The organism is Bacillus cereus, from assembly GCF_002567495.1.
In the GTDB taxonomy this organism is placed as follows: domain Bacteria; phylum Bacillota; class Bacilli; order Bacillales; family Bacillaceae_G; genus Bacillus_A; species Bacillus_A cereus_AQ.
Genome location: NZ_NVAP01000023.1, coordinates 110,922 through 129,739, shown reverse-complemented (window position 1 = coordinate 129,739; position 18,818 = coordinate 110,922). Strand labels below are relative to the sequence as shown.

Sequence of the window (18,818 nt, the reverse complement as noted above, 5' to 3'; positions counted from 1 at the left end):
TGTAAAATATTGTACAATGGAAGTAGAACCTCACCTTAGATTTTTTCTCCATACATACTACTCACAAATAATAGCAACACTACCATTGCTAACTGTTTTTACTGGAGGTGCTTACTTATGAGCAATTGGTACAGTAAGACGAAAGATCAAACATTAATCGACCTAGAAACAAATGAACAACACGGTTTAACAGATGAAGTTGTAAATGAACGTTTAAAGCAATACGGCTCTAATGAATTGGCTACAAAACAAAAACGCACGTTATGGCAGCGGATTTTCGCCCAAATTAATGATGTCCTCGTATATGTCCTTATTATTGCTGCCCTTATTTCAGCCTTTGTAGGTGAATGGGCTGATGCAAGTATTATCGCGCTCGTTGTAGTTTTAAATGCTGTTATAGGTGTCGTCCAAGAATCAAAAGCAGAACAAGCTTTAGAGGCATTGAAAAAGATGGCGACACCTAAAGCTATCGTCAAGCGAAATGGTGAACTAAAAGAAATTCCATCTGAGCACGTCGTTCCCGGTGATATCGTTATGCTCGACGCTGGGCGATATATCCCATGCGATTTACGACTTATCGAAACCGCAAATTTAAAAGTTGAAGAATCTGCTCTAACTGGTGAATCCGTCCCCGTTGATAAAGATGCAATCTACCACCCTTCCATGCAAAGTGATGAGCAAGTACCATTAGGCGATCAAAAAAATATGGCCTTTATGTCTACTCTTGTAACATATGGCCGAGGCGTCGGTGTTGCTGTTGAAACTGGGATGAACTCACAGATTGGTAAGATTGCTACCCTTTTACATGAAGCTGATGATGATATGACGCCACTTCAAAAAAGCTTAGCACAAGTAGGAAAATATTTAGGTTTTGTCGCTGTAGCAATTTGCGCTATTATGTTTCTCATCGGTTTTTTACAAGGACGAGATACGTTAGAAATGTTTATGACTGCTATTAGTTTAGCTGTTGCAGCAATTCCAGAAGGCTTGCCAGCTATTGTCTCTATCGTTCTTGCAATTGGCGTTCAGCGCATGATTAAACAGAATGTTATCATTCGTAAATTACCAGCTGTTGAAGCTCTCGGGTCTGTCACAATTATTTGTTCAGATAAAACCGGTACATTAACACAAAATAAAATGACAGCTACTCACTTTTATAGTGATAACACATACGACCACTTAGAAAATTTAAATATAAATAATGATACGCAACGTCTCTTATTAGAAAATATGGTGTTATGTAATGATGCGTCTTATAGTAGCGAATCCCAAACCGGGGATCCTACCGAAATTGCACTTCTCGTTGCCGGAAACACTTTTAACATTCAAAAGGATGATTTAGAAAATAAACATGAACGTGTTAACGAAGTGCCTTTTGATTCAGACCGTAAAATGATGTCAACTGTACATACATACGATGAAAGCTACTATAGCATGACGAAAGGTGCCATTGATAAACTCTTACCTCGATGTACCCATATTTTTAAAAACGACAAAATCGAGGCCTTAACTGATTCTGATACAAATCAAATATTAGACGCTGCTGGGTCAATGTCTAAAGAAGCTTTAAGAGTACTTTCATTCGCATTTAAACAGTACAATCCGAATGATGTAGATATAAATCATCTTGAAGAAAATCTCATATTTATCGGTCTTATCGGTATGATTGATCCACCACGAACAGAAGTAAAAAACTCTATAACAGAATGTAAAAAAGCCGGTATTCGCACAGTGATGATTACTGGTGACCATAAAGACACGGCCTTTGCAATCGCTAAAGAACTTGGCATTGTTGCAAAAGAATCTGAAGTTATGATAGGGAATGAATTAGATAGCATTTCAGATACAGAACTAGCAAGTAAAATTAATCATTTAAACGTCTTTGCTAGAGTCTCTCCAGAACATAAAGTGAAGATTGTAAAAGCATTACGTGCGAAAGGGAATATCGTTTCTATGACAGGTGATGGCGTCAATGATGCTCCATCTTTAAAACAAGCAGATGTTGGGGTAGCAATGGGAATTACAGGAACAGATGTTGCAAAAGGGGCAGCTGACGTCGTTTTAACAGACGATAACTTCTCCTCTATCGTGAAGGCTGTTGAAGAAGGTAGAAATATTTATCGTAACATTAAAAAATCTATTCTCTTCCTACTGTCCTGTAACTTTGGAGAGATTATTACTTTATTTTTAGCCATTTTACTTGGCTGGGCAACACCACTAAGACCGATTCACATTTTGTGGGTCAATTTAATTACAGATACACTACCTGCATTATCGCTCGGTGTTGACCCCGAAGACCCTGATGTAATGAAAGAAAAACCACGCCATGCAAAAGAAAGCTTATTTAGCGGTAGCGTCCCTTTTCTTATTTTCAACGGGATTGTAATTGGATTTTTAACATTAGCAGCCTTTATCGTTGGGGCGAAACTCTATGCTGGAGATACAAACTTATTTCCACTTTTCCCAGAGCAAATTGATGATGATGCTCTATTACATGCCCAAACAATGGCATTTGTCGTTCTTAGTTTTTCTCAGCTCGTTCATTCATTTAACTTACGCTCAAGAACGAAATCGATTTTTTCAATCGGGCTATTTACAAATAAATATTTAGTCTTCTCACTTCTTATCGGTGTTCTTATGCAAGTTTGTATTATCTCCATCCCACCTCTTGCAAATATATTTGGTGTGCATGCATTAACAATGCGAGATTGGGGATTTGTTCTTTTATTAAGCATCGTTCCTCTTGTTGTGAATGAAATCATTAAATTAGTTAAGAAAAACTAAAAGGCAATGAGGACTATTCCTCATTGCCTTTTCATTTATCCTTGTAATTCTTTTTTAATATTCTCTGTTAATGTAGCCATACGCTTACGGCTTTCTTCACGCTCACGTTTATTTTGCTCTTCAATTTGCTGTGTTTCTTGCATACCTCTTGAAATAATGTTCCAAGTTTCCTCAAGTGTTTCCATCTTAATACTTGAAGAACCTGATAATCTCGCTACTTCCACACTTTGAGTTGCGATATTTTGCGCATTCTTCTTAAGTAATTCGTTTGTACGACGATCCAGTTCAGCCATAGAATCAGCAACAAGTTTTTGGCGTTTCGCATTTACTGCTTGAATGATACCATTTTTAAAGATAGGAATCGTTGTAATAAATGCTGTATTGATTTTACCGATTAATTTATTGTTACCACGTTGAATCATACGAATTTGTGGTGCTGTAAGTAGTGCAACCATACGTGCTTTTTCTAAATCATCAATACGTTGCTCTAAAATTTCAACCGAGTTTTTAAGCGACTCTAATTCAATACCTGCTAGTTGATCATTATTACGCACGCGCTCTTCATACATCGGGACTAGCTCTGTATTTAAACGCTCTAATAACATTTCTCCTGCTACTACATACTTCTCTAAGTCTAAATAATATTTTAGGTTTTGCTCATATAAGCCATCTAACGTACCAATTGATTTTTTCATCTCATCTTGGTACTTCGTAATTTCCACATAAACTTTATCAATTTCGCGGCCCATCGTTTGGTATTTACTAAAGATTTGTTCAATCATTTTATCCGCTTTTTTGAACATGCGTGAGAAGAAACCACTTTTTTCTTCCGCAAAGTCTTTACTATCAAACCTGTCCATAATTTTACCAAGTTGCTTTAACAATTCACCAGAATCTTCTATCTTTGATAATGACATTGTATGTAAAATTTGATCAGCGAAACGTGAAATTTCCATAGAAGGTTCTTTTCCAAGTTCAATTAATTCCAATTGGTCTTTAATATCTACTGCGTTATAAATACGTTGCACATCTGCATCTTGTCTAAGCTGCAAGCGAACATCTTGTGCGGTTTGCTCATTCAATTCTGTTTTCGAATCTAGTACGACTGGGTTATTCATATGGTATTCTCCCTTTCCTTATAAAAATGGACGAAATAGTCCTTTTATTGTTTGTGATAAATTTTTATAGGCTGATGAACCATGAAACTCAAGATCGAAATTAACTTCTTCAAGCCAATGGGAATCGAATGCTCCAGCTTCAATATACGGTTCAATATCGTTTCTCCCCGTTGGATTGAAATGGAATACATCTACTCCAATTTGATTCAAAAATAGTAATAAAACAGCGTCAGAACGAGTTAATTCTCCGCTCTTCTCATTATTAAATATAACAATTTTCGGTACCTCTTGTGAATAATCAAATTTCTCAAGCTGCTCTAAAATATTCGGTGGTATTTGAGAAAGCTGTGCGAAAACATACAATGCTACCTCTTGTTTCGTTTCTTTCGCAATCGGTTTGCACATTTCACTTTCACATGTATGGATAATCGCCTCTGCAATCCCATGTTGTAACCCTTCTGGTAAACGCTTATGCGGCCACCAATGGCTATTCATAATTAAATCAGGATGTAATTTCCCAGCTCGGTCTAACGCATCTCGATAATGATATTGGAAATTTGCTTTTTGCTCTTTCGTAAACGGGAATGTATTAATTAATAAACTGTTATCAAATGATGTCACAGCCTTTAATCGCTGAAAATATTCTTTATCATTCTTTGAAACACCTGATATTTTCGCAAATAAAGAAGGAATATAAATATGTTTATTTTCAACAAAGAATGTTGGGCGTACAAACGCTTTTTCTTTCGTAATTAAAAAGAGTTCATCGTATGTTGTTTTTAATGTACGAGCTACAGGTGTATACGAACGGAATTGCCACGGTTTATATAATAGTGAATTATCGTGGTGAAGTACTTGTTCAATTTCTTTCGAAGCTTGATACGCTACTGTTGCAACACGCTCACGTCGACGATCAGGGAATGGTTCAAGAGAAATGCGACTTGAATGAGATACAACAAAAGTTCTTCCCTCTTCTTCAATATTTTCAAATCCATCTTTTCCTTCGGGGTGATAATAAAGCACATCACAACCGAGCATAATAAGAAAGTATAAGAAATATATACGGCTTTCCTGTGCATCACCGTACCAAACGATACGTGGCATCTGCTTCTTATAATTAATCGTAGAGAACCACTTCGCTACGTAATTTTCGCTTAATTTAATCATGTCGATTAAGAAACGACGGAAGCCTTCTGTTTTTAAAGATTGATTATGTTGTTTTTCATATAATTTCAATACAGAAATAAACGTCGTATGTATATAATGCTGTAAATCAGGATTGTCTACTTTCGGTAAAAGTTGTTTCCCAGATAAGTGTGCAACTAGCCTATTTACTGTCAGACCATTTGGTGCTTCTTGATGTAATCCGAACACTTCTTGAATATGACGAAGCTTTTCCGAATCAATCACTTTGTTTAAATTTTGTTCGTGTAAAACTTCGATTCCTTTCGCTTCACTATAATCAAACAGTTCATTAAAATATTCATCTACATCATTAGGAACACCAAGGATTCGACATGCTATATAACTAAATTTCATCTCATTCTCTGTCAGCTCATATTGTGGGCGTTTTTCTAAAAGTGTTTCAAATTTCTTTAAATCTGATTCATCTTTTAATGCATATGGTTGAAGTGTAAAACGTGAAAACATAACAGTTCACCTCCAAAAACATTTACGTTTTTTCTAAGTTCTTCTTCTATTATAAACTATTTTTGGTTATAAAAAATGGGCGCTCGCAAAACGAGCAAACCCATTTCAATTATTTATGATTGTTTTTAGTAGCTGCAACTTCTTCTTTAGCTTGTCCAGAATTCTTCATGTAGTGAATTATAAATGTTGCTCCAAATGCTACAACTAAAATAATAAAGAATAGTGTATGACTAATCTCAATCTCGATTAAAGACAGTAACATTTTCGATGCAATAATTAGAATTAAAATATATGCTGTCGTTTCAAGCTCTGGAATACGCTCTAGTAATTTCAAGAATACACCAGCGATACCACGCATCATTAAAATACCTAGCATTCCACCTAATAGTAAAATCCAAACTTCATTAGATACACCAAATGCAGCAAGTACGCTATCTACAGAGAACGCGATATCCATTAATTCGACCATCGCAACTGTTCCCCAGAAGACACCGAACATTCTGAAGAAAATACTGTTTTGGTTCATACCATGAGCTTCCTCTTCTTCACCTGCACCTTTACGCTTATCAATAAAGTATTTTACTGATAACCAAGCAAGGTAAAGTGCACCAAGAAGTTTTACCCACCATAATTTAATTAAGAACATTCCGATTCCAATTGCAATAAAGCGGAATACATAAGCTCCAATAAGTCCATAGAATAATGCTTTTTTACGTTTCTCTTCCGGAAGGTGTTTTACCATTACTGCTAACACAAGTGCATTATCAGCGGATAGTAACCCTTCAAGTACAACAAGTGTACCTATTAATCCCCAAGATACTGGATCTTGCAACACTTTAATCCACATGTCCAAGTCAAAAAACTGAGCATACGTATCAAGGATTCCTTGCAAAATACTCATCTTACCTTTATCCCCTATTCTTTGCTAGATTTATAGAAAGGTCAAAAAAAGGAAACGAATATCGTTTCCTTTCTATGCATCCAGGCCATACGCTCTTACAAGCGCACCTAAACCGCCTTGGAATCCACTTCCTACTGCATTAAACTTCCACTGTCCATTATGACGATATAATTCACAAAAGACAACTGCTGTTTCGATGGAGAAATCTTCTCCTAAATCGAAACGAAGAACTTCTTCGTTCGTTTCTTCATTTGCTAAACGAACGAATGCGTTTCCTACTTGTCCAAAGTTTTGATTACGACCTTCCGCATCATAAATTGTAACTGTAATAGCAATTTTATGAACGTCTGCTGGAACTTTCTTCAAATCTACAACAAGTTGCTCGTCGTCGCCTTCGCCTTCACCAGTTCTGTTATCGCCAGTATGTAAAACTGATCCACAAGGAGACTGTAAATTATTGTAGAAAATAAAATCAGTTTCCTTCGTACATTTCCCGTTCGCATCTAATAAAAAAGCAGATGCATCTAAATCGAAATCGGCTCCGCCATCATAAGATTTAATATCCCATCCAAGACCAATTACCGCTTTTGTTAAACCAGGGCTTGTCTTACCTAAATCAATCTTCTGTCCTTTTTGCAATTGAATAACCATTTATATTCACCTCTATATTTTTATCTTTAAAAATATATCCATCGGTAAACATACATTTCACCGATGGATATATAAATCAAATCTATTACTCTACATCTAAACCAAAGTTATTACATAGAGACGCTAATCCACCTTGGAATCCACTTCCGATTGCATTGAATTTCCAGTCCCCTGCATGACGGTATAATTCACCTACTACCACAGCTGTTTCAATAGAGAAATCTTCTCCTAAATCGTAACGAATTAATTCTGCATTCTTTTCTTCATCGAGAATACGTACGAAAGAATTAGAAACTTGTCCGAAGTTTTGGCTACGGCCTTCTCCATCATAAATTGTAATTGTGAAACAAATACGTTCAATATGTGCTGGAACATTTTTTAAATCGATTTTAATCGCTTCGTCATCGCCTTCACCTTCACCAGTTCGGTTATCTCCTAAATGCTCTACAGCACCATTCGCACCTTTTGGATTATTATAGAAAACGAAATCTTCAGCTCCTGAAACTTTACCATTCGCACCTACTAAGAAAATACTAACATCTAAGTCGAAATCGTTTTGTCCATCATAACGATTCGTATCCCAACCAAGTCCTACAAGAACTTTCGAAAGACCTGGATTTGTTTTTGTTAAGTCTACCTTTTGTCCTTTTTTCAATGAAATTGATGCCATACACAATTCCTCCTCGGTTTATTTTATTGATAACGTGATACAATCTCACTTAAGTTTTTATCTTGCGTGCCTTCGCCAATTGCCGAAAACTTCCATTCACTTCCGTGTCGATACATTTCACCTGCAATTAGAGTCGTTTTGCCAGCATAATTATCCGATAAATTATAGCGTGCTAATTCTTCACCAGTTTGCGGGTTTTGAATACGAATATATGCATTACGAATCATCCCGAAATCTTGACGACGATTTACACAGTCATAAATATTTACAACGAATACTAAACGATTAATACGGCTTGGAACTTTATGTAATTCTACGAAAATTGTTTCGTCATCACCAGCGCCTTCGCCTGTTAAATTATCTCCTGAATGAATAATACTACCACAAGTAGAAAGTTTATTTCCGAAGTAAACTAAATCATTTTTGTTTAAAAAACGATCTCCTTCTAACATAACAACAGATGCATCACAATCTATATTTGGTTTACTTCCAAATAATGAAGACAGAAATCCACCTGATTGCCCAATTGGATCCCAGCCTAAGCCAACCTGTAGTTTTGCTACTTTCGGTTGTCCTTTCGTTAAATCGATCTTTTGACCTTTTTCTAAAATAATAGGCATGCAGTTTCTCCCTTTCTACAAAGCATTTTCCAAATCGGAAAATATTGTATTCTTCTCTTATATTGTAGCATTATTTACCTAGCGATAAAAAGGATAAATTCTCAGTTATATGAAAACATTCATATAATTTACTTATGATGATGTAAGAAGTGGTAAATAGAACCAATCATCCCTGCACAATTACCATTTTGTGCAAGTTCAATCTCACAGTTACTGTGAATTTCTTGATTTAAGTAGTTGCTGATTTCTTCTTTTACTTCTTTTAAAAACTCATTTCCTCTGTCGGTAATTCCTCCACCAATAATAATCATTTCTGGATTAAGAATATAAGCAAGATTACTAATCCCGATTGCCAAATGTTTAAAGAAAATTCCAACTGCTTGAGCAACTTCCCTATCTCCTTTGTCATACAATTCGAAAATTGTTTTCCCATTCCACTCGCCTTTGCCTTTATATTTTCTTACAAGCCGAATTAATCCTGAAATCGAAGCAATCTCTTCAAACGTTTTTCCTTCTATTAGCATATTCCCCCATTCACCAGCACTAAACGAGTGCCCTCTGTATAACTCTCCATCTATAACAATTGCTCCTCCAATACCCGTTCCAAGGGTAAGCATAATAAAATTTCCTTTTCCTTTTCCACTACCATTCCACTTTTCTCCGAATGCTGCACAATTCACATCATTGTCAATGGATACAGGAACCTTTAATACCGCTTGCAATCTATTAACAATAGGAATAGTAGTGTAGTCTGGAATATGATCCACTCCTCCCGTCACAATCCCTTTATTGATATCAACAATGCCCGCAGTGCTAATACCAATGCCAGAAATCATATGTTCATTCATTAATTTTTTTGATAAAAAGATTAGTTTTTGAACAATTTGTTCCCCACCCAAATGAATCTCCGTTGGAATCGTTTTATGCTTTAGCACTCTCCCTATTTCTGAAACTATTCCATATTTAATTTGTGTACCACCAATATCAAATGCAATATACTCTTTCATCTACTGTCACTTCCTCTACTGTAATGATTATAAAATCCCTACCGCTCTACTATTTATAAAGAATTTATACTAACCCTTTTCTCTCTTTAAAAATACACCACCTTTTTCTATATATAGTTTTTTTTGCATAAAACTCTTTTTCCTATGAAATATTACAAAGGGATGCATTTTAGATGGAATATTAACTTTTCAGGAGGAAAACAATGACAAGAATCTTCATTTTAGCATCAACACTTTCTTTATCTTTTTTTAGTGGTTTAAATATTGGTCATGCGGCGACGGGAAACTTCTCTCCAATGACAAATGCAATTGTACAAAATAACGATCATTTAGCAGAAGGTAACTCAAAAGATAATAATAAGCCACCAGAAAACAGTGGTTCTCAAGACGATAGTGGATCTGGTGGCAATGGCTCTGGTGGTAGCGGTTCTGGCGATAACGGTTCTGGTGGCAATGGCTCTGGTGGCAACGGTTCTGGCGGCAGTGGCTCTGGTGGCAACGGCTCTCACGGTGGCAATGGTTCTGGCGGCAGTGGCTCTCACGGTGGCAACGGTTCTGGTGGCAGTGGCTCTCACGGCGGCAACGGTTCTGGTGGTAATGGTTCTCACGGCGGCAATCGTGTTAAAGGCGATAGCAGTTCTCAGGAGGGCAATGGTTCTCAAGGTGGTAATGTAAAAGATAATACGAAAAAACAAGGTGATAAGTTACCTAATACCGCAACGCATTACCCTACATCTATTTTAATCGGTCTTTCAACATTCCTAATTGGTATGTTACTGTTTATTCGTCGTAAAAACGTAAAATAAGAACAGCATCCTTCCATCTAAAGAATACATGAAATACAGTATAAAACGAAAAAGGACTTTAGATTGCATCTTATTATGCAGCTCAAAGTCCTTTTTATCATCTATCAGAAAGAGTATTAATACGCCTTTCCCCAATACACCATATGCTTCGCTTCTTTACTACAACAAATACATTCTTCAGCTACATCTTCTTGCTCAAAAGGCATACAACGTGAAGATACTCCAACTTCTTCTTTTAGTTTCTCTTCACAAGCTAATTCCCCGCACCACATTGCCTTAATAAAACCTTGCTTTTCGTCAGCTACTTTTTTCATCTCTTCGAAATTCGTCGCAATATACGTATTTTCATCGCGAAATACTTTTGCTTTATTAAATAAAGAAGTATGAATTTCTTCAAGTAATGCTGGAATACGTTCTTCTAATTGATCCATTGATACAAACTCTTTTTCCTTCGTATCTCTTCTTACAAGTACAACTTGATTCTTTTCAATATCTTTAGGGCCAACTTCTAATCGAATTGGAATACCCTTCATTTCATACTCATTAAATTTCCAACCTGGCGTTTTATTACTAGCATCTATTTTTACTCGTGCAATCTTTTGAATATGTCCTTGTAACTCTGTTGCTTTTGCTAAAACTCCTTCTTTATGCTGAGCAATCGGTACAATAACAACTTGTACTGGAGCGACTTTTGGTGGCATTACAAGTCCATTATTGTCACTATGAACCATAATCAATCCACCTATCATTCTTGTTGATACACCCCAAGATGTTTGGTGTACATATTGCCACTTACCGTTACGATCTAAAAATTTAATATCAAATGCTTCAGAGAAATTCGTCCCAAAGTTATGAGATGTTCCTGTTTGAAGTGCTTTTCCATCATGCATTAAACTTTCAATCGTATAAGTTGCCTTTGCTCCCGCAAACTTTTCTTTTTCTGTTTTTTGTCCTCTAATAACTGGTATCGCTAAATAATCCTCACAGAAAGAAGCATATAAGTTTAAAATATTTAATGTTTCAGCCTGCGATTCTTCTGCCGTTTCATGGATTGTATGACCCTCTTGCCATAAAAATTCAGTCGTACGAAGGAATGGCCTAGTTGTCTTCTCCCAACGAACTACTGAACACCACTGATTATATAACTTTGGCAAATCATTATAGGATTGCACAATTTTTGAAAAGTGCTCACAGAATAAAGTTTCAGATGTAGGGCGTACACAAAGTCTTTCCGCTAATTTTTCATCTCCGCCATGCGTAACCCATGCTACTTCAGGAGCAAATCCTTCAACATGATCCTTCTCTTTTTGCAATAAGCTCTCTGGAATAAACATTGGCATATATACATTTTCATGGCCAGTTTCTTTTAACTTCTCATCCATCACCTTCTGCATATTTTCCCATAAGGCATAACCATATGGACGTAAAATCATGCACCCTTTTACACTTGAATAATCAACAAGTTCGGCTTTTTTTACAATATCGGTATACCACTGCGCAAAGTCCTCTTCCATCTTCGTAATGGCTTGCACTTGTTCTTTTGCCATAGTCAATCTTCCTCCTTCTAGAAAATACAAAAAAGCCCGCGTCCCTAAATAGGGACCGAGCTTTGCCGGCGTTACCACCCTGATTCATACACAAAAATTGTATATGCTCTCTTTTTGATAACGGGAAATTCCCGCTGCATATGCAGAACTCAAAGGTAGGTTCCATATCGCCTTTTTAAGAATCTTTCAGCCTGGCGGATTCTCTCTCTGCTAAAAAGGTTTAACATGTACTATTCCTTTTTCATCGTTATAACAAAATAAATTTGTTGAATATCATAATACAAATTCTTTTTTTTAACAATAACTAATTTTCTTATTTTTATATATTCTTTTCGTTTTTTGCAGTTTTATACGTAGCTTTTTCGAGTGATTTTTACAAGTTGATGTGCAATCATACCGATAAGTGTACCAAGTAGAACGAAGAAACCAATAAATCCATATCCCATTCCTTCCCATCCACCAATAACCATCATGGTAACAGGAAATGATGCTAAGCAAAGAAGTATTACAATAAGTGCAAATATAATATCAAACTGTTTGTCTGGAAAACGTTTCTTTAGTAAATATGAAATAGCAAATACAAGGAGAATTGTGATGCCACCAATGATGTAAAATATACCGAATCCATCTAACCAGTCCATACTATTCCCTCCTTCCATAGATTCCCTTATACTTATTATATGTTTAATTTTTCTGAAAATAAATAATAAACTTTATTCAAAAACATATTTTTATTACTAGGTATTAATAGTAATATATAAGAATAGGTTTCATATAATTAGGAGGATTGCTTTATGGATAAAGCATTAACGAATCGTGTCATTATTTTATCATTCGACTGTTTATCAGCATTAGATTTTCCTATACTACAAAAATTACCTCATTTCCAATCTCTAATAAAAAAGGGCACGGTTGTTGAAAAAGTAGAACCAATTTATCCTTCTGTAACATATCCAAGCCACTCAACAATCGTAACCGGTAATTACCCTAACAAGCACGGCGTTATTAGCAATACATTACTTCAACCAGGACGCGAGTCACCTGATTGGCATTGGTACCGAAAGTCCATTAAAGGAACAACTTTATACGATGAAGCACATAAAGCAAAATTAACGACAGCAGCCCTTCTTTGGCCTGTTACCGGCAGAGCAAATATTGATTACAATTTACCAGAAATCTTTCCAAATAGACCATGGCAAAATCAAGTTTTCGTTTCATTATTTAGCGGTAGTCCGCTATATCAATTAGATTTAAATCGGCGCTTCGGCCATATAAGAAATGGCTTATCACAACCTGAGCTGGATGATTTCGTCCTCGCCTCTGCCGTACACACCATTCAGACGAAAAAGCCTAATGTTATGTTCGTACATTTCACTGATTTAGATACGCAAAGACATTATCATGGCTTTGAATCTAACGAAACAATAGCTGCAATACATAGGCACGACGAACGTCTAGGAAAGATTATTCATGCATTAAAAGAAAGTGGACTATACGACGAAAGTACAATTATTGCCCTTGGCGATCATAGCGCCTTAAGTGAAAACAAAGCAATTCAATTAAATGTGCTATTCCAACAAAAAGGCCTTGTATCTATAAATAAAAAAGGGAGATTAGCAGACTGGAAAGCCTATTGTCAAAGTTGCGACGGATCTGCCTATGTATATGTGAAAGACAAAAATGATACGGATACAATTCGAGAAGTACAACTACTCCTTGAAGAACTGCTACAAAATAAACAGAATGGAATTGAATTTATACTTCATGATGAAGCTGTGAAAGACTGCGGTGCAGATGGTAATTGTTTATTTATGCTAGAAGCACAAGAAGGATATTATTTTACTGAAAATCATACAGGCGACTTTATAAAAGAAATTACAAAAAAAGATGTTACTTCTAGTAAAAAATATACATTTGGAACTCATGGTTACTCTCCGACAAAACCTAACTATGAAACAATTTTTATAGCTGCTGGAAAAGGTATAAAAAGCGGTGTGACAATCCCGCATATGAGACTTATTGATGAAGGTCCAACTATCGCTAGGTTACTTGGTTTGCATCTCGGTGAAACGGACGGAGCAATTGTAGAGGATTTACTTCAATTGTAAAGAACTCTGTATATATGTAAAAGTTCTGTAAAAATCATCACTGTTTCTCTTTTTATAATTTTTATTTTTGTACACTGTTAGTAGAACAAATTTAAGGGGGAACACTATATGAAAAAAATGTCCAGACAAGAAAAAAGCTGGATATTATACGATTGGGCGAACTCGGTGTACTCGCTCGTCATTACAACTGCATTATTTCCGATTTATTTTAAAGCAGCTGCAAAAGAAGCCGGTTTATCTGGGGCAACTTCAACAGCTTATTGGGGATATGCAAATTCGTTCGCTACACTTTTAATTTCTATACTTGCTCCTATTCTCGGCACAGTTGCTGATTATAAAGGATTTAAAAAACGATTTTTCACATTCTTCTTCGGACTTGGTATCGTATTTACAAGTATGCTAGCAGTTGTCCCAACATCTCAGTGGTACTTATTACTAGGATGCTATATGCTCGCATTAGTCGGTTTTGCTGGAGCAAACATTTTCTATGATGCATTTTTAGTAGATGTTACTTCTGAAGATAGAATGGACCGAATTTCTACAAGAGGATTTGCATTGGGTTATATTGGAAGTACGATTCCTTTTATCGGGTGTATTGCTCTTATTATTCTTTCTCAAAAAGGAACTATTCCCTTATCAGTCGGCATTGCTAGTCAAATTTCCTTTGCGATAACAGCTCTTTGGTGGGGGTTATTTACAATTCCAATGCTTAAAAACGTAGAGCAAACACACTATATTGAGCGTCATCCAAGACCGATTAGAATGAGCTTCAAACGTCTTGCTGCTACTTTTAAAAATATTAAAGAATATAAAACTGTATTTATGTTTCTAATCGCTTACTTTTTCTATATTGACGGAGTCGATACAATTATTACGATGTCTACAGCTTACGGAACCGATCTCGGTATCAGTGCAACTAATCTATTAATCATATTATTTGTAACACAAATTGTCGCTTGTCCATTTGCTTTACTATATGGAAAACTATCCGAAACATTTACTGGTAAAAAAATGCTATATGTCGGTATCATTATTTATATCATAATTTGCACATATGCCTATTTCTTAAAAACGACACTTGATTTTTGGATTTTAGCAATGCTAGTTGCTACATCTCAAGGTGGTATTCAAGCACTAAGTCGCTCATACTTTGCAAAACTAGTACCAAAAGAATCTGCTAATGAATTCTTCGGATTTTATAATATCTTTGGCAAGTTCGCCGCAATTATGGGCCCAGTATTAGTCGGTGTTACAACGCAATTAACAGGAAAAACGAACGCTGGTGTTCTTAGTATTATTGTATTGTTTATTATCGGTGGATTTTTATTAACTAAAGTCCCTGAAAATGCTACATCCGTTACATCACCTACTCCAAAAACTAAAACGCTATAAGAAAAAGATCCTCTTCATACGAGAAGGGGATCTTTTTCTTATAGCGATAACGCCTTACAATTAAAGACTCTACAGCTTATATAAAAATAGTTTATCAACAGTTGTTCCTAATACTTCAGCCAAACGGAATGCTAACGCTAAGCTTGGATCATATTTATTATTCTCAATTGCATTTATCGTCTGTCTAGAAACCCTACATTTATCAGCTAATGCGCCTTGTGAAATATTATTTTCAGTGCGTAATTCATAGATTTGATTTTTCACACTATTTCTCCTAACCTGTAAAATCATTTTTACATCATCAGTATATAGTTGGGACATTTTATTGTCAAAAGATTGCCATGAAAAAAGGGAGCAGTTCTGCCCCCTTACAATAGCTATTTCGAAACCAATGAATTCGTCATTTCCTCTCGATTCACAACATCTTCTTTCTTTATTTGCATACGTAAAACCGGTCCTATTGCTAATAAAATAAGTGACATTGCTATACAAAATACAGTAACTAGTGAAGTTAATTCCTTTAATCCTCCAGCTAGTGAAGTTCCAATTAGCATTGCCCCCATAAACAGTGGTAAAATCGTCCCATTTACTCTTCCAATCATATTTTCTGGTACAAGTTGAATCATAAGCGTACCGACAACGATATTAACACAAGCTAAACAAATACCTGTTCCAAATCTCATGAAACTAGTAATCCAAAATGATGTAGATAGCCCTTCTACTAAAAACGACATCGCTAATATGCCCATACCGAATACAAACATCTTTTTCGGATTCACTTTTGAAGCGAAAACTGCAGCAACAATACCACCGATTAACATACCTATTCCGTCAGCTGCTGCTAAATATTGAACAGCTTCTTTGTCCATGCCTAAACGTTCAATTACAAGGAATACTTCTAATGGATTCGTTAATCCAACAGCTAAACCCATAATTGTAAAAGTGATTGTAATCATGCGTAAATTTTTCGTGTGAAGAACGTATTTCCATCCTTCTTTTATATCATTTTTTAATGAATCTCTTGTCACTTCTTCTTGTTCAACCCATTTCGGTAAAAATGAAAGAGCGATAGCAGATAACAAAAATAAAATGATTAAGCTATATAGTGATGTAAATAAGCCGAGTTGTGTATACACAATTGATCCTACAACTGGCCCAAAAATCATAAATAAGGACTGTAATGTTTGATTAAATGCAATAGCACTTGCTACCTGTTCTTCCTTTACATAGCGCTTAAATATACGGGACGATGACGGCTGAGAGAACTGACCTACAATTGCGGAAACAAGTGTTGCAAAAAATATTGCCTGCCAGTAATCAACCTTTAACAATAAGACAATTCCTATAATAGACAGTACACTTAACACATCTCCAGCAACCATTGTTCTTTTCGGATTCCAACGATCTGCTAATGCACCACCAATGAACGAGAATATAAAGATAGGTGCATATTCCATGACAGATAATAGCGACACTGAAACTGGATCATTATTCGTTCGCTCCATGATGAAATACAAAAGAGCCATATTTCTAATCCAGATTGCAAATTGTTGTAAAATATCAGATGCCATAACGAGCATAAATGCTCTGTTTTTAAATAAAGCGTTCATTTTCATTCCCCTTTCACAAACCGACCGTTCGGTCTAATTTGTTTTGTAAGAAAAGCAACTGACTTATTATTCAGCTGCCATTCCATTTAACAATACATCTATTGCCTTTTTATAAATACGTTTTAACTCTTTATAATCTAATTCGTAGTAAAGCACTCCAAGCCCTGATAATAATCCGTTCACAATATACATAAGATCACGAGTATTATCTTCACGGAACTCTCCAGATTGTATACCTGTTTCAATTAATTTCTCAAAAATAACATATGATTCTCTTGTTAAAGCTAGCATTTCATTCAAAATCTCTTTGCTTACAACTTGGCTCATAGAAAATTCTTCTATTGCATTAGAAATAGGTTGTTGTATATCCTCTACATGATATTCTGCAAAGCCATATAATTTCTCAGTACTAGTACTATACAACTTCTCTTTTTCATTCCATTTCTCAATCCAATCATACGTATGCTGTTTCACTACAAATAAAAATAATTCTTCTTTACTTTTAAAGTGGTAATAAATACTTCCTTTACTTCGCTCTGTAATTTCACATATGTCTTCCATGGATGTAGCTGCATAGCCTTTTTGTGAAAACAGACTTTCTGCTTTATATGCAATTTCTTTCTTTATTTCTTCTGCGCTTCTTCTCATATTTACACCTCACTAAACCGACCGTTCAGTCTAATAATAACAAATAAAAAACCTCTATCGCAAGAGGCTATATTCTTTATTTACGAAAACGTATTTTCAAACCAAGTTCGAATCATATGTATTGTTCCAAATTTAAATCCTAGTTTGACGAGAAACATCCCTCCCGCAACCAATAAAAATAATACTACTTTCCCTTTGTTTTTCACTTTCGGTTCCCTTCCCATTTCCATTCCCCTTAGTATGTTCAAAACATTAATCAAACGTTTGTTTAACTGTTTTTATGCATATGTAAGCCAACTAATCAAACGTTTGTTTAAAAAGAAATACGCCTATATAAGGCGCATTTTCATCAATCACCGCCACCGCAGCTGCCTCCACTATCTCCACCAAAAGATCCTCCACAATCATGTGAACCGCCATCATGCGAGCTATCATTATCCGATCCAGCAAAGAAAAATAATGGCGATGAGCTATTAGATGAATTATGTATGTTATTTTGTTTCGTCAAGTTTACTTTCTTTTTGTTCGATCGAGCTGCTGTTACAATTGTCCCAATTACAACAAATACTAGTATTATAATAATAAATTCCATATAGAGCCCTCCCTTAATCTTCGAATAATTGGATGATTTTTTCTAGATTCTTCAGTGAAATAAAGCGCGATTCGCGAAGAATCTCTTTTCCATTATGAAATAATAAAATTGTCGGTCCTGTAAATACTGCATATCGTCCCGCAACCTCCTGCATGTCTTGTAGTAATATCTCAATTTTCTCTACGTAATCATAATTCTCTAATACGTAATTTACTTTCCTTAACATGACATCACAAACACCACAATTTTCCGTTTTAATAAACAGAAGTACTAATGGTTGTTCTTCAATATATGTCGCTAATTCTTCTATCGTTTCAAATTTATTCATCTTATCCCTCTTAACGCAATTTATGAAATACTCTATCTTGATACATACGAAATGCTGAACTATCTTTCATTTTTCTCTTTTCCATTAACTGCTGAAAACGCAATGTTTTTGTTGTTAACTCTTCTTGTAATTTTTTCTCTCTTCTCCATCATAACAGCAAGCAATTAGATCCTCTATTTTTAATATATCCTTTTGTAATTCCATTTCTAGTGGAATCATTCCCGCATTTTTTAAAATTTTATAACTCATCCTTAGCTCTGGAGGTACCATTGAAAGATCTTCTAATTGTAGTGGTTTTCCTTGTCCCGGAATATTATCGAGATCCCCATTCCGTATTGCTTGTCGAATTTTTTCTTCAGCAATGCTCAAAAACACATCCACACTAT

At 35.5% G+C, this 18,818-nt stretch carries 19 protein-coding genes, 1 pseudogene and 1 other annotated feature; of the genes and pseudogenes, 4 read left to right on the top strand and 16 right to left on the bottom strand.

Annotated features, from left to right (window positions below):
- Window positions 1–117 precede the first annotated feature (117 nt).
- A complete protein-coding gene (locus COK05_RS10585; RefSeq protein WP_098612548.1) occupies window positions 118–2,784 on the top strand; it encodes a cation-translocating P-type ATPase in 2,667 nt (888 codons plus the stop codon).
- A 35-nt stretch (window positions 2,785–2,819) separates the two neighbouring features.
- On the opposite strand, the gene COK05_RS10580 is transcribed toward COK05_RS10585, so the two are convergent.
- The 7 genes from COK05_RS10580 to COK05_RS10550 form a co-directional block, all read right to left on the bottom strand.
- Window positions 2,820–3,902 (bottom strand): toxic anion resistance protein, encoded by a 1,083-nt coding sequence (locus COK05_RS10580; protein ID WP_001064413.1) that lies wholly within the window; start codon window positions 3,900–3,902, stop codon window positions 2,820–2,822.
- Between the two features lie 18 nt (window positions 3,903–3,920).
- The gene (locus COK05_RS10575; protein ID WP_098612547.1) at window positions 3,921–5,552 is read right to left on the bottom strand and encodes a YceG family protein; all 1,632 of its coding nucleotides are present in this window, start codon (window positions 5,550–5,552) and stop codon (window positions 3,921–3,923) included.
- A gap of 109 nt (window positions 5,553–5,661) precedes the next feature.
- Window positions 5,662–6,453: a TerC family protein gene (locus tag COK05_RS10570; RefSeq protein WP_098612546.1), complete on the bottom strand. Its 792-nt coding sequence runs from the start codon at window positions 6,451–6,453 to the stop codon at window positions 5,662–5,664.
- Between the two features lie 72 nt (window positions 6,454–6,525).
- The gene (locus COK05_RS10565) at window positions 6,526–7,104 is read right to left on the bottom strand and encodes a TerD family protein (protein ID WP_098612545.1); all 579 of its coding nucleotides are present in this window, start codon (window positions 7,102–7,104) and stop codon (window positions 6,526–6,528) included.
- An 85-nt stretch (window positions 7,105–7,189) separates the two neighbouring features.
- Window positions 7,190–7,774, bottom strand: coding sequence for a TerD family protein (locus COK05_RS10560; protein ID WP_141539009.1), 585 nt, complete (start codon window positions 7,772–7,774; stop codon window positions 7,190–7,192).
- A 23-nt stretch (window positions 7,775–7,797) separates the two neighbouring features.
- Complete coding sequence (locus COK05_RS10555) at window positions 7,798–8,394, bottom strand: TerD family protein (RefSeq protein ID WP_098612543.1); 597 nt, start codon at window positions 8,392–8,394, stop codon at window positions 7,798–7,800.
- Window positions 8,395–8,522: 128 nt separating this feature from the next.
- Window positions 8,523–9,401 (bottom strand): ROK family protein, encoded by an 879-nt coding sequence (locus COK05_RS10550; protein WP_098612542.1) that lies wholly within the window; start codon window positions 9,399–9,401, stop codon window positions 8,523–8,525.
- Between the two features lie 203 nt (window positions 9,402–9,604).
- Here COK05_RS10550 and COK05_RS10545 point away from each other — a divergent pair, with 203 nt between their 5' ends.
- Window positions 9,605–10,207, top strand: a complete 603-nt coding sequence (locus COK05_RS10545; protein ID WP_098612541.1) for an LPXTG cell wall anchor domain-containing protein — start codon at window positions 9,605–9,607, stop codon at window positions 10,205–10,207.
- A gap of 116 nt (window positions 10,208–10,323) precedes the next feature.
- Here the strand turns inward: COK05_RS10545 and proS are convergent, their stop codons facing one another.
- Window positions 10,324–11,754 (bottom strand): proline--tRNA ligase, encoded by a 1,431-nt coding sequence (gene proS, locus COK05_RS10540; protein ID WP_098612540.1) that lies wholly within the window; start codon window positions 11,752–11,754, stop codon window positions 10,324–10,326.
- A gap of 47 nt (window positions 11,755–11,801) precedes the next feature.
- Window positions 11,802–12,008: a binding site (T-box leader), on the bottom strand.
- Between the two features lie 93 nt (window positions 12,009–12,101).
- On the bottom strand, window positions 12,102–12,395 hold the full coding sequence (locus COK05_RS10535; RefSeq protein WP_043924604.1) for a YesK-like family protein: 294 nt from the start codon (window positions 12,393–12,395) through the stop codon (window positions 12,102–12,104).
- 153 nt (window positions 12,396–12,548) lie between these two features.
- Here COK05_RS10535 and COK05_RS10530 point away from each other — a divergent pair, with 153 nt between their 5' ends.
- Complete coding sequence (locus tag COK05_RS10530) at window positions 12,549–13,862, top strand: alkaline phosphatase family protein (protein WP_098612538.1); 1,314 nt, start codon at window positions 12,549–12,551, stop codon at window positions 13,860–13,862.
- A gap of 108 nt (window positions 13,863–13,970) precedes the next feature.
- Window positions 13,971–15,254, top strand: coding sequence for an MFS transporter (locus COK05_RS10525; RefSeq protein ID WP_098612537.1), 1,284 nt, complete (start codon window positions 13,971–13,973; stop codon window positions 15,252–15,254).
- A 69-nt stretch (window positions 15,255–15,323) separates the two neighbouring features.
- Here the strand turns inward: COK05_RS10525 and COK05_RS10520 are convergent, their stop codons facing one another.
- The 7 genes and pseudogenes from COK05_RS10520 to COK05_RS10490 form a co-directional block, all read right to left on the bottom strand.
- Window positions 15,324–15,575 (bottom strand): helix-turn-helix transcriptional regulator, encoded by a 252-nt coding sequence (locus COK05_RS10520; RefSeq protein ID WP_098612536.1) that lies wholly within the window; start codon window positions 15,573–15,575, stop codon window positions 15,324–15,326.
- Between the two features lie 56 nt (window positions 15,576–15,631).
- Complete coding sequence (locus COK05_RS10515) at window positions 15,632–16,864, bottom strand: MFS transporter (protein ID WP_098612535.1); 1,233 nt, start codon at window positions 16,862–16,864, stop codon at window positions 15,632–15,634.
- A gap of 66 nt (window positions 16,865–16,930) precedes the next feature.
- Complete coding sequence (locus tag COK05_RS10510) at window positions 16,931–17,512, bottom strand: TetR/AcrR family transcriptional regulator (protein ID WP_098612534.1); 582 nt, start codon at window positions 17,510–17,512, stop codon at window positions 16,931–16,933.
- An 80-nt stretch (window positions 17,513–17,592) separates the two neighbouring features.
- Window positions 17,593–17,736, bottom strand: coding sequence for a histidine kinase (locus tag COK05_RS10505; RefSeq protein ID WP_098612533.1), 144 nt, complete (start codon window positions 17,734–17,736; stop codon window positions 17,593–17,595).
- A 125-nt stretch (window positions 17,737–17,861) separates the two neighbouring features.
- Window positions 17,862–18,104, bottom strand: coding sequence for a hypothetical protein (locus tag COK05_RS10500; protein WP_098612532.1), 243 nt, complete (start codon window positions 18,102–18,104; stop codon window positions 17,862–17,864).
- Between the two features lie 13 nt (window positions 18,105–18,117).
- Complete coding sequence (locus tag COK05_RS10495; RefSeq protein WP_098612531.1) at window positions 18,118–18,432, bottom strand: thioredoxin family protein; 315 nt, start codon at window positions 18,430–18,432, stop codon at window positions 18,118–18,120.
- 10 nt (window positions 18,433–18,442) lie between these two features.
- A pseudogene (locus tag COK05_RS10490) lies at window positions 18,443–18,813 on the bottom strand (DUF1992 domain-containing protein).
- Between the last annotated feature and the right edge of the window lie 5 nt (window positions 18,814–18,818).